We start from the raw sequence: 13,599 nt of genomic DNA, 5'->3' as shown, positions 1-13,599 counted from the left end.
TGATCCTGTACTGATTCATGACCATGGTGAATCAAGAATCAGTACCGACAAGTATCGGTTTTATTACTGGGCTACCGTCTAACATAAAGGTAAAACTAGTACGGATTGAATAAAATGAGATTTTGACAAGGTACGGTATTCCCGTGCCTTGTTTTCTACCTTTGAATACATACATATAATAGTTGGTTCATTTGAATATTTAATGATAAAAAGTTACAATATAAAGTGAAACTTAAATCAGTGAGGTTCTTTATCTCCCACTGATTGTTAGTTGAATTAATCGGGCTTTTACGGGTAGTTGATTTCCCGTCTTTCCTATCGCTGTACTTTAGTCGAAAGGCGGGAATCATACTACCCGTTAATGCGGGATAACTTCATTAACTATTGAACAGCCAACAAAGTTTAATAGGACATAAAATAAGCTAGTAACAACGCGCAATCAATTTATTTGATAAAACAACTAGAATCTTGTAAGATTGTTGCTTGAATAGGGGTGAACCAAATTGTTTAAATTTAATGATGAAAAAGGCAATTTAAAATGCTCTTTTTGTGGTAAGCCACAAGAACAAGTTCGTAAACTGGTTGCAGGACCAGGCGTATATATTTGTGACGAATGTATCGAACTATGCTCGGAGATCGTAGTGGAAGAGTTAGGGATCGAAGAGGAAATCGAGTTCAATGAAATTCCAAAACCTAAAGAGATTTTAAATATTTTAGGTGAATATGTAATCGGACAAGAACGTGCAAAAAAAGCATTGGCAGTTGCTGTATATAATCACTATAAACGTATTAATTCGAATTCAAAAATTGACGAGGTTGAATTATCAAAATCGAATATCGTATTAATCGGACCAACTGGTAGCGGTAAAACTTTACTTGCTCAAACGTTGGCGCGTATTTTAAATGTACCATTCGCAATTGCTGACGCGACAAGCTTAACTGAAGCAGGTTATGTTGGTGAGGATGTTGAAAATATTCTTTTAAAACTAATCCAGGCTGCAGATTATGATATAGAACGTGCAGAAAAGGGTATCATTTATATTGATGAGATTGATAAGGTTGCTCGTAAATCTGAAAATCCATCTATTACACGTGACGTATCAGGCGAAGGTGTACAACAGGCATTACTGAAAATTTTAGAAGGTACAGTTGCAAGTGTTCCACCACAAGGCGGACGTAAGCATCCACATCAGGAGTTCCTTCAAATCGATACTTCGAACATCCTATTTATCGTAGGTGGCGCATTTGATGGTATTGAAACAATTATTAAACGTCGTCAAGGTGAAAAAGTAATTGGATTTGCTTCAACACAGAACAAAGGGATCGATGAAGATGCTTCAATTATGTCTCAGCTAATTCCTGAAGACTTATTGAAATTCGGTTTAATTCCGGAATTCATCGGACGTTTACCTGTATTGGCTACTTTAGAGCAGTTAAATGTTGATGCATTAGTACAAATTTTAACTGAGCCTAAAAATGCTTTAGCAAAACAATACCAAAAAATGTTGGAGCTGGATGATGTTGCACTAGAATTTGAAGATGAAGCCCTTGTCGAAATTGCCAAATTGGCAATCGAACGCAAAACAGGTGCCCGTGGTCTTCGTTCAATCATCGAAGCGACAATGCTTGATGTAATGTTCGAATTGCCTTCACGTGAAGATATTAAAAAATGTATCATCACAGCTGAAACAATTCGTGATAAAGCAGAGCCAAAATTAATTTTGGATGATGGTTCTGAATTGAAAAAAGATGACAACAAAAAAACTTCAGCTTAATTTATAGCTGAATGGATTCCAACAATGTAGCTGACTTAGACTTCACAAGCAAGTCCAAAGTCAGCTTTTTCTTACAAAACGTATATACATAAAGTTTCGGGTATTTTCGCCGAATGTTCCAGATTTTGAAGCGTTATTTACGGTTATTCCAGTATTTAGAGCACATAAACTCGGAAAAATCTGGACACAGTTACGCTAAGGCGTAATTGACAAGGAACTAACACATACTTATATTGCGGGTTGTTTTTAAGATTTGGATGGAGGTGAATACCCGCGTGACAAAAAAATTAACTAATATGCCAGTTTTACCGTTAAGAGGACTTCTTGTATACCCAACGATGGTTTTACATATTGATGTGGGTCGGGAACGTTCTATTGCTGCACTAGAACATGCGATGCTTGAAGATAGCACAATCTTTTTAGTAACTCAAAAGGATCTACGTGTTGATTCACCGGGAAAAGCAGATCTTTATAAAATGGGAACATTAGCGAAAGTGAAACAAATGCTAAAACTTCCGAATGGAACATTACGTATTCTGGTTGAAGGTTTAAACCGTGCGGAAATGGTTCGTTATGAAGATTCCGGTAAATTTACAACGGCAGATTTAGAATTGTTTGAAGATGAGCTGCACAAAGATGCGGAAACCGAAGCTTTAATGCGTACGGTATTGTCGTATTTTGAAAAATACGCAAAATCTTCAAATAAAATTACGACAGAAACAATCGAATCGGTGCTTGATATTGAAGAACCGGGCCGTTTAGCGGATGTCATTGCTTCTCATTTACCTTTCAAGATTAATGAAAAGCAGGAAGTGCTCGATATTACGAACATTAAAAAGCGTTTAGATCACTTAATGATTCGTTTGCATGACGAGCAGGAGATATTAAATCTCGAGAAAAAAATCAGTACAAAAGTGAAGCAGGCGATGGAGCGCACACAGAAAGAGTATTATCTGCGTGAGCAAATGAAAGCAATTCAAACAGAGCTTGGTGATCGCGAAGGAAAAACGGGAGAAATTGCCGAACTTCGTAAAAAAATCGATAGTGCCGGAATGCCTGAGTCTACACAAAAAGTTGCATTAAAAGAACTGGATCGCTACGAAAAGCTGCCTGCTGCAAGTGCAGAGAGTGGTGTCATCCGCAACTATTTGGAATGGCTTGTTTCGATTCCTTGGACAGAAAAAACGGAAGACCGTATTGATATTGCGTATGCAGAAGAAATTTTAAATCGCGATCATGATGGCTTGGAAAAGGTAAAAGAGCGTGTTTTAGAATATTTATCAGTACGTCAATTAATGAATTCATTGCGCGGTCCGATTTTATGTTTAGCAGGACCTCCGGGCGTAGGTAAAACGAGTTTAGCGCGTTCTATTGCAGAAAGCCTTGACCGTAAGTTTGTCCGTGTTTCACTTGGCGGTGTGCGCGATGAGTCTGAAATTCGTGGTCACCGTCGTACGTATGTCGGCGCAATGCCCGGACGTATCATTCAAGGAATGAAAAAAGCAGGTACGACAAATCCTGTATTTTTACTTGATGAAATTGATAAAATGTCAAATGACTTCCGTGGAGACCCATCTGCTGCAATGCTGGAAGTACTGGATCCGGAGCAAAACAATACATTCAGTGATCACTTCATTGAAGAGCCATACAATTTGCAGGATGTATTATTTATCGCAACTGCAAATGATTTAAGTACGATTCCTGCACCATTACTGGACCGTATGGAGGTCATTAATATTGCGGGTTATACAGAGTTCGAAAAAGTAGAAATTACGAAGAACCACTTGATTCCGAAGCAGATGAAGGAACATGGTTTAAAGAAAACGCAAATGGCAATGAAAGATGAAGCCATTACGGATTTAATTCGTTACTATACACGTGAGGCTGGTGTTCGTGGGTTAGAACGTCAAGTTGCAACGGTTTGCCGTAAAGCTGCGAAAAAAATCGTATCCGGCGAAAAGAAAAAAGTAACGGTCAACTCAAAAGTATTAGTAGATATGCTTGGAAAACACCGCTTCCGCTATGGACAGGCGGAAATGGAAAACCAAGTAGGTGTTGCGACAGGTCTTGCCTATACGACAGTCGGTGGAGATACATTGCAGATTGAGGTTTCATTAACACCTGGTAAAGGTAAATTAATTTTAACAGGGAAGCTTGGCGATGTAATGAAGGAATCCGCTCAAATAGCGCTTTCATTTGTCCGCACATTAACTAATGATTTAGGTGTCGATGCGGATTATTTCGATCAGCACGATATTCATGTCCACGTTCCGGAAGGTGCAGTACCTAAAGATGGCCCGTCAGCAGGTATTACGATGACGACTGCAATAGTTTCTGCAATAACTGGAAAAGCAATTAAACGCGAAATTGGAATGACGGGAGAAGTAACATTACGCGGTCGTGTACTGCCGATCGGTGGCTTAAAAGAGAAATCATTAAGTGCTCACCGTGCGGGACTGACGACGATTATCATTCCGCAAGACAATGAACGTGATATTGATGATATTCCTGAAACAATTCGTGAGCAACTCACATTTAAACTAGTTTCACAAGCGGAAGAAGTTCTTGCGCTCGCACTAGATGGAGGTTTTAATAAGTAATGAAAGTCCATAACGTAGAAATGATCGGCAGCTTTGTCCGACCAGAACAGTTCCCGGAAGACGGGCTACCTGAATTCGCTTTAGCGGGTCGTTCAAATGTCGGCAAATCTTCGTTTATCAATCGTATGATTGGCCGTAAAGCAATGGCGCGTATTTCGTCAAAGCCTGGTAAAACACAACAGCTGAACTTCTATAAAATTGAAGAACAGCTCTATTATGTTGACGTACCCGGCTACGGCTATGCAAAAGTTTCAAAATCAGAACGTGCAGCATGGGGAAGAATGATCGAGCAGTACTTTATGAGTCGTGAACAGTTAAGAGCGGTTGTCTTAATTGTTGATATCCGTCATAACCCTACTTCAGATGACTGCATGATGTATGATTTTTTAAAGCATTACAATATCCCGGTAATCGTTGTCGCAACGAAGGCCGATAAAATTCCGAAAGGAAAATGGGATAAGCATAAAAAGATTGTTCGCGAAACATTACAAATGGAAAAGCAAGATCCATTAATTGTGTTTTCTTCTGAAAAAGGTCTTGGTTTTGAAGAAGCCTGGGCCGAAATTGAATCACGCATGTAAACAATGCAACCCCGAATTAACTTTCGGGGTTGTTTTTATTTGGGCAATTTTCCTGTTAGAAATAATAATAATTACTTGATATTCATAGTATTTTGCCGATAAAGGTAAATAGGAGGTGTACTTTGGATATTGCTGCATTAGCGATGTCGATGAAACAAACTGAATTGATCCAAGATGTTTCATTGGCCATGACGAAAAAAATGATGGAATTTCAGCAAGAAAATGCGGAACAAATAGTCGAAGTGATTGAGGCGTCACACCCCTTTTTAGGTCAAACAATCGATATTTCCGTATAAATAATTTCGACAACCAATGCCATTAGTCGGCAAATTTGTTACACTAAAATAGGTCCTGCAACAATATTTGGGTTCAAATACAAATATTTTCAGGCGTTTACTTTGATTAAAAAGAAAAGTTACTGAAAGAAGGAGGCGGAAAAATTGCTTAAAAAAATCATTACCGTATTGATGGCAATTACTTTTGCTTTGGCAATCTTACCGACAGGGCAGAAAGCTGAAGCATCGAATACATATACATTTATGAAAGCAAATTATAATGAAACCGAAGATAAAAAAGGGAATGTCACACGAACATTAAAAAGTGTCACATTAAAAAACAGTGCCGGGAAAACCGCTACATTTAATCTTGCCAATACGCAGAAATACTATATTAATAATACGGCGACAACTATTGCAGGGTTTAAAGCAGGCATGAGTGTCACGATTAAATTAAACTTAGGCAAAATTACTGAAATGCGTGGTTCTACAAACGTTGAAGGCGGTTCAATCGTCGAAAACAGCAAACAAGTAACCGGTGCTGTCACACAGATTGATCCGAACGGTTTGCAAATCCGTGTGAAAATCGATGGTTCTTCAACGAAAAACTATACAGTGACAAACAATACGGAAGTGTTCAAAGGAAATTCATCTGTAGATTTGAGCACACTTTATGTAGGAGACCGTGTCCGCTTAAAATTCGCAACAGCCAATACTTCCCGCATCGCTGAAATTACGATTATGAGCACAGCCAATATGGTAACGGAGTTATATAAAGCAGATTTAAATACAGTTAATACTAACAAAAATTCACTAAATGTTAAAAATGCCCATCCTTTACTAAACTGGCGTTTTGGAACAGTAAGAACAAAAACACAGGCAACATTCAATTTTACAAATAATACAAGCATTTATGTAGGGAATAAGAAAATTTCAAAAAGCCAACTGAAAAACTATAAAAATAGTGAACTATATTTTGTAACTAAAACTCAGTTCAGCAAAGAAGTAATCGATAAGATTATTGTATTAGCTAAAAATGAGCGTACATTCTATCAACCTATTACAAGTGTCAATCTTGGTGTAAACACGCTGCAACTTAAAAACTCTTTAAAATTAAATTACCATAATGGTTCGATTTTAATCCGCAATGGCCGTTTAGTAGAACCAGAAGGCCTTATTGCGCTTGATTTAGCACAAAAACCAATCTCGACAACGGCGTTTGTATTAACGGATGGGGCGACTAAGAGTGATTATGCCCATATCGTCAATATTACAAATGATGCTTATTTAGCACCAAATCTATCGAAATACAAACTTTACTTTGGACGAATTGATGTGGCGGATTTAGATGCTTATGAAGTGGAATTATCAGATTTACAACGCTTCGATAATCATTTCTGGAATACGGATAAATCCATTACATCATTTGCTTTCAGTAATTCAACAATCGCATCAGAACTGGATGGAACGAAGCAATTTAAAGTCATTCCGGAACTGGATCTCGATTTATATGATAATTACACAAATTCACCAAATCCATACTACGGATATTTCTTTGTAAATGATGGTCATATTGAAGGCATTCATTTTGTGCCAAATGAAAAACTGGCTACGTTAACATTAACTGGCCGTGCAAGTTCGATTAATTTCAATACGAAAAAGGTATCTGTTGTTAACAGTAGCCAGTGGAGCAAGGATGGTCATTGGAGCTACCGTTCCGGTTCACTTTCACTCGACCTGTCTAAAGCGATGATTATTAAAGATGGGGAAGTTATCGACATTACTGATATTCATAAGGCAGATCATGTAACAGCGATTGCACGCTCTACATCGGAAGTCTATGTACTATTAGTGAACTAATTTAAAAAGGTGTGCGGGAGCATTTTCCCGCACCCCATTTAAACTAAAATGATTTTAAAGAAATGGGGGACGAATTTGTGAGAAAGAAACTTTGCTTCACCTTCCTACTGGCATGCTCATTTTTTCTGATGCTGCTCCCTTCACTGAGTTCCGCACAATCTATTGATTTAACAGGCGGTATTAAAAATGAATATGAATATGAAGAATACTTTTTCTTAACAGGAAAGCCGATTAAATTTACAGGTACAAATAAAAATGCAACGATTTCTACGAAAGAGTCAAAAGGCAAGTTAACTGAAACATACAAGTTTACATTGGCTGGACCTAATGGAGAGAAGCTGACACGAAATTTTACGTATACATACGATGTGACGAACTATGACCAAGTAGGGCAAAGTTCGGCAACGGGTGAGGTTACTAAATTTACTGAGAAAATTACAGTTGGCGAAAGAACATTTACACTGGCGGATTATCAGCTGTCTAAAAGTACGATTACAGACAAACGGCCGGCATCCGACTATTATTCAGGCAATGCGATTGCCCGCAAAACATATACCGAAACAACAGGCCGTGGCAAAAATGCTGTGACAAAAACGATAACGGTACATGCAGATAGCCGAAACGAAGGATATGAAAACTTCTGGGGAGCTACAGAAACACAAATTACAGATTTTGAGATTGAATTTGATGACGGGACGATCGGGACAGTGAACAACAAAGTATCGACATCCAAGTCACGTACATTGGAATATAACGAAAGCGATGCATCTTTATCCAGTTTTTACGGCAACTATAAAACGATTAGCTCAGCCGATTCGCTATCGGAATATGAATATGATTTGCCTGATAGCGAGGGAACGGTCGCAAGCAATATCGATTATATGCCGAAGCTGGAAATGCTGAAAATCCCTAAATTCCGTGATTTATCTTCCAACTGGGCACGTGAGCAGATTGAAAAACTGTATTCACTTGGCATATTGGATGATCAATCGAACTTCTATTCACCAAATACACCTGTACAGCGCTACGATTTTGCAGTTGCTATTGGTAAAGCAATCGACCTTCGTGTATTGGAGGAAACGAACCGCAAAAAGACACAACCATCTATTTTTAAAGACGTGAAACGTACAGAAAAAGATTACAATTATTTAGTAGCGACTGTTGATAAAGGTGTTATTAAAGGGAAAAACCCAACGACATTTGATCCCGACGGTTTTTTAACACGCCAGCAGGCAGCAACAATTTTAGTGCGGGCACTTGGACTGGAAGGAAAAGCACCTGAACCGGGCTATACAACAGACTATAAAGACGACTATAAAATTACGGATTATGCACGCGATGCAATCTATGTCGCGACAGAGTTAGGATTAATGTCAGGAAGTGACGGTTATTTCAATCCGAAAGCTACATTGACACGTGCACAGTCTTCTGCGATTATTGAACGATTTTTACGTTATTTAGAATCTGATTTAAAAGAGAATTACCGTGACAATATTCTGTTCTTTAACTAAGGGGTTGCAAACATGAGTAAGATGAAAAAACTAATGGCCATGCTGCTCAGTTGTCTTCTTGTATTTTCCGTAGTTTTTCCGTTTGGTGCTACGGAAACGGAAGCCGCAAGCAAGCAAATTTCGGATATATCGCAAAAAAATTCGAAGTATAAAGCAGCCAAGTGGACAATTGATAATGATTATTTGCAGTTGTATAAAGGAAATAAGTTCCAATCCGGCACTCTCGTAATGGAATGGCAGATGCTGCAGTTTTTAGCGAAGATGGACAAAAACTATCATTTCAATACAAATGATAAAGATATGCTGTATGAATATTATGGAGATTTGAATATCCCGTTATATGGCGTGGATAATAAATCAAAGCGCAATGCCAATATTTCACGTGGCCACTTTGCAAGGCTCTTTGCGGCGGTAAACGGTCTTGATTTATCCGAAATCCAGGCGGTCAGATATTTATATATGAACGAAATTACAACGGGTACAACAGGAAAACGAACTTATGAAGACTATAAGCCGACACGCAATATTAATCGCGGTGATATGGCGGTCTTCATGTACCGTATCAATCAACAAGGAAAATTGGCGATTGAAGGTCTGGCAAGTGCTCCATCAGGCAAAGACAACAATAAAATTACATTACCTGTGAACTTTGTTGAGAGTAAGAACGGTACTGTGACGATTCCGACAACTCCGGGTAAAAACACGGATGATAAAGCGACACGTCCTGATGTTTATAAAGCGGTTAAAAAGATAAATGTAGAAAACGAAGAACTTACAGCAAACGGCGTCGATTCAACTTTAATTACGATTGATTTGCGTGATAGTTACGGTAATGACATTTCATATGATGAATCATTGGCATTTAAGGTGACTTCAAAAGCCGGGGCAAAAGTATCGGAAACGAATACAAGTACAAGCGGTCAATCAACAACAGTTTATACTGATGGACCACAGCTTAGCGTCTATGTAACGGCACCTGCTTTGACAAAGTCGGTAGTCGATACAATCCGCTTTGAGATGATTAATCCATCAGAAAAGTATTACACATACAAAAATCAGGTCATTGAAGCATCTGTCCGCTATGTACCGAAAGCGGAACTTCGAATTACTTATGAAGTGTTTGATCCGGAACAGACAGAATGGAACGGCGGAACGGTTGATCCTGGCGTACGCCCATTACCGGCATTACCACAAGGTGTTATAGGGACAACGACAGTACCATTTACACAAAATGGGGTTATTACCATTTCAGATTACGATCCCGATTTAAAACTGATGACAGGATCTAAATGGGAAAACTATACAACAGCTGACGGGAAACTGACTCAAGGTGAAGTTACTTCCAAGGAAATTCAGTACGGAAATGCGGATCTAAAGCTGGAAGGTCAAATTATTTCGGTTTGGCTGTTCGAACAAATTCTCGACTATATGATTGAAGGGCCAAAAGAGGAGTCTTCCTGGGGCGGTCTTGGCAGTGCTAAAGTGATGTACACGGTCAACAATGAGGGACGAGCAACATACGATTTGCAAGGTGTTATGAGTGAAGAAGACACTAAAGCATTCGATTCGATGCTCCATGCGGTCATTATTTATTTAACGGACAAGTTTTTACCGATTGCTGATCAGGTAACATTAGCACATGAAGAATCGGTAGAGGTCATTAAAGCGATGTATGATCGTTTAGGTCAAATCGACAAGAATTTATTGCGTAAAGATTATGCGGACGTAATCGGGAAGCTGGAAGGTGCCGTTGCAAAAGTTAAAGTATTGCTTGCAGGAAAAGAACTGCAGCAACGTCCGGATGGTATGGATCGATACACAAAAGTGATCGTTAATCTTGTCGCACCAGGCGGAGTAATTATTACCGACTATAAAGGTACGGTAGAAGTTACATTTAACGGCAAAACACGCGTAGTATCATTTGATACAAATACGAAAGACTATAATAACGGCACAGGCAGCCGCGGCTCTGCTGTCGTATACTTTGACGATATTTTATACGGTAAATCACAAGTTAAGGCACGCTTGATCGATTTGGATCCACGTTATGATAAAGTCATCCAGAGCCTGAAAAATACAACGGTCTCTGAACAAATCTTTGCCAATCCGCGCTATGAAACCAATTTATGTGCCGTTGAATCGGAAGTGATGTTTGTCGTAGACCACTCTGGTTCGATGAAAGCGCGGGATGCAAAAAATTATACAGCAAATAAAGTGAAGCAAACGATTAAACAAATCGGTGCAAACCCAAGTCATGTGTATCGTTTCAATAATCGACCAAATCACGAAGCGACAGATAAAGCGGATGTCGTTTCAAGTATTGACAGCTTATTGACGTACAAAAATGAAAACCGGTCGACAAATATTGTGAAAGCTCTTGAAACGGCAATCGCCAACTTCACGACAAACCAATATACAAGTAAAGCGATTGTACTTGTGACAGACGGTAACTCAAACAGTAACGGGCTTGAAAAAGTGCTGAATGATGCCAAAAATAAAGGAATTGCCATCCATACTGTATCGGTTGGTTCATATACAACGGTAAATGAAAAACTGTTGAAAGATATTTCTTCCGAAACAAAGGGTACGTATCAAAATATTACATCGATTGAAAACCTGCACAGCTCATTACAGGCGATCATTACAACGATTTTATGTAAAACACCTGTGATGAACAATAGTTGTCTAGTCGGAGATACAATCTTTAATAATACGGATGTACGTATCGAAACATCAAAAGTAACAATATTAGCGGATGTGAATACTGGATGCGACAATGTAAAAGGTGTCCGCGTTGTATTCATTTCACCGAATGGCGATGTTAAATATGACTTGCCGGCACGAGGTTCTTCTCGCTATATGCATCGACCGAACCTGTATGAGTTCCCGGAATTTGATTTATATGTTGAAGTGGAATTTCAGGCACTTGATGCAACAGGAAAGGTAATAGGGACTAAAATTCATAATATGTGACAAAATAGAGGGGGCTGGGACAGAATTAGTTCCAGTTCACGCAAAAAGAGAAATTGCACAATGCAATTTCTCTTTTTGCGTTTTATAAAGAAAATATTGGAAGAGGTGTTATCCTCTTACCGCATATTTCCTTAAATTTGTGGCCATTAATGCCAAGCCTATTTCGTTAGTAACCTTCGATTTTCCACGAACTGAAAATCGGCGGAAACACAAATTAGCCTTCAAGAATCCAAAAACTGGTTCCACGTCAATTTTACGTCGACGATAAATGGCAGCCGTTTTTTCTTCTGAAAGCTTCGCTCTTACTTCTTCTTTTTGTTGTTCCCAATTCTCGTTAATCATGAGTCTACGGTTTTTCCCTTCCGCAGCTTTCGTACATTTTGTACGGAAAGGACATCCTGTACATTCCTCACACTCATAGATTTTAAATTCTCGTTGGAAACCTGCTTTATCCGTACGAACAGAATTGTTTTGGAATCTTAATCTCTTTTCATTTGGACAAATGTAGACATCGTTTTCTTTCTCATACACCCAATTACTTGTCTTAAAAGGGTCATTTTTATATTTTCGCTTCTGTTCGTTCAAGTATTGATTAAATGTAATGAGTGGAGTTCGTTTGCGTTTGTTAAGAATATCATGGTAATTCTGTTCACTGCCGTATCCGGCATCCGCTACAATATGTTTTGGTAACTCAAAATAATTTTCTTCAATTTGATTAAGAAATGGAATAAGTGTTTTCGTGTCTGTTGGATTTGGAAATACATCATAAGCGAGTGTGTATTGACCTTCAGTAGCGATTTGTACATTATAACCTGGCTTCAATTGACCGTTTTGCATATAGTCATCTTTCATCCGCATGAATGTTGCTTCGTGATCTGTCTTTGAATAACTATTGCGTGTACCAAACACTTCAAAATCCTTTTCATATTTCTGTTTTCTTATAATCCAATCATATACTTGTTTGAGGATTTGCTTTGGTGTTTTTCGTTCGCTACGTAATCTTTTTCGCTCAATGACATCTTCAGAATGTTCTATTTTGCTTGTATAGTCGTCGACTACTTCTTCTAGGTGATGTGCTACTTGAGTTAACTCTTCTATTGATAACTGCTCATCACTTTCACGTTTGATTTCAGGAATAATTTGATGTTCCAATAACTCATCGTAAAGTTTATTTGATTTTTCTACGAGGTTGGTATGATGTTTTTCCACTGATTTTTTCCAAACAAATGTGAACTTATTGGCATTTGCCTCAATCTTTGTGCCATCGATAAAAATCGCTTCTTGATCGATGAGTTTTTCTTCAACTAGCTGACAACGAAATTGTACAAAACATTGGCGAATGAGTTCCTTCATATTGGGATGTACACGAAAACGGTTAATAGTGCGATAACTTGGTTCATATCCTTGGGCAAGCCACATCATACGGATACTGTCTCTTGTCAGATCCTCTATTTTTCTTCCTGAAAAAGTGGATTGTGTGTAACCGCATAAAATCAGCTTTAGCATCATACGTGGATGATATGATGGACAACCAGTATGGTGAATAAAAGGAGCGAAAGCTTCGTTCGGAATGCTTTCGACCAAATGATGGATAGAAAAGGCAATATCATTTTTATGTAACTTTACTTCTAAATCTAGCGGTAATATAATTTGATTCATGTTATAATCTTTAAACATAGGGACACTTCTTTCGTTTGAAATTTGGTTGTAGGATACTTAAATTTTAACAGAGAATGTCCTTTTTTCATGCCTGAAATTATGCAGAGATTTACTTGATATAGAAGAAAAATTAGTTGTTCGGAGTGAAGGCGGCGACTCCCAGGGGACAAGCACGTGGGAGAGACTACAGGCTCGAGCCGTGCCCCCAGGAAAGCGTCCGCCGTAACGGAGAACAACGACTACATAGTAGACACATAATAATAAAGCCGTTCAAACTTTACTCATCGTAAAATTTGAACGGCTTTTGATTTTGAGGCGGGTTTTGTCCCACCCCCTTCTTTTTTGGTTCGAATGATTGAAATCTG

8 protein-coding genes are annotated in these 13,599 nt (G+C 38.5%); 7 read left to right on the top strand and 1 reads right to left on the bottom strand.

Features of this window, described 5'->3' with window-relative positions:
- The first annotated feature begins 503 nt into the window (after positions 1-503).
- The 7 genes from clpX (at position 504) to MKY51_RS11665 (ending at position 11,575) form a co-directional block, all read left to right on the top strand.
- A complete protein-coding gene (clpX, locus tag MKY51_RS11695) occupies positions 504-1,775 on the top strand; it encodes an ATP-dependent protease ATP-binding subunit ClpX (protein WP_339172238.1) in 1,272 nt (423 codons plus the stop codon).
- A gap of 257 nt (positions 1,776-2,032) precedes the next feature.
- Positions 2,033-4,375, top strand: a complete 2,343-nt coding sequence (gene lon, locus MKY51_RS11690; RefSeq protein WP_339172235.1) for an endopeptidase La — start codon at positions 2,033-2,035, stop codon at positions 4,373-4,375.
- On the top strand, positions 4,375-4,956 hold the full coding sequence (yihA, locus tag MKY51_RS11685) for a ribosome biogenesis GTP-binding protein YihA/YsxC (protein ID WP_339172233.1): 582 nt from the start codon (positions 4,375-4,377) through the stop codon (positions 4,954-4,956). The genes lon and yihA overlap by 1 nt, the downstream gene beginning before the upstream one ends.
- Before the next feature lie 122 nt (positions 4,957-5,078).
- A complete protein-coding gene (locus MKY51_RS11680) occupies positions 5,079-5,252 on the top strand; it encodes a YjfB family protein (protein ID WP_339172231.1) in 174 nt (57 codons plus the stop codon).
- Positions 5,253-5,396: 144 nt separating this feature from the next.
- Positions 5,397-7,091, top strand: a complete 1,695-nt coding sequence (locus MKY51_RS11675) for a phosphate ABC transporter ATPase (protein ID WP_339172228.1) — start codon at positions 5,397-5,399, stop codon at positions 7,089-7,091.
- A 77-nt stretch (positions 7,092-7,168) separates the two neighbouring features.
- On the top strand, positions 7,169-8,602 hold the full coding sequence (locus tag MKY51_RS11670; protein WP_339172227.1) for an S-layer homology domain-containing protein: 1,434 nt from the start codon (positions 7,169-7,171) through the stop codon (positions 8,600-8,602).
- A 12-nt stretch (positions 8,603-8,614) separates the two neighbouring features.
- Positions 8,615-11,575 (top strand): vWA domain-containing protein, encoded by a 2,961-nt coding sequence (locus tag MKY51_RS11665; protein WP_339172225.1) that lies wholly within the window; start codon positions 8,615-8,617, stop codon positions 11,573-11,575.
- A 108-nt stretch (positions 11,576-11,683) separates the two neighbouring features.
- On the opposite strand, the gene MKY51_RS11660 is transcribed toward MKY51_RS11665, so the two are convergent.
- Complete coding sequence (locus MKY51_RS11660; protein ID WP_339172104.1) at positions 11,684-13,252, bottom strand: IS1182 family transposase; 1,569 nt, start codon at positions 13,250-13,252, stop codon at positions 11,684-11,686.
- Positions 13,253-13,599 lie beyond the last annotated feature (347 nt).

The sequence above is a fragment of the Solibacillus sp. FSL R5-0691 genome, assembly GCF_037974225.1.
GTDB lineage: Bacteria > Bacillota > Bacilli > Bacillales_A > Planococcaceae > Solibacillus.
The sequence above is the reverse complement of the archived record's forward strand: the minus strand, read 5'-3'. Positions and strand labels throughout refer to the sequence as shown.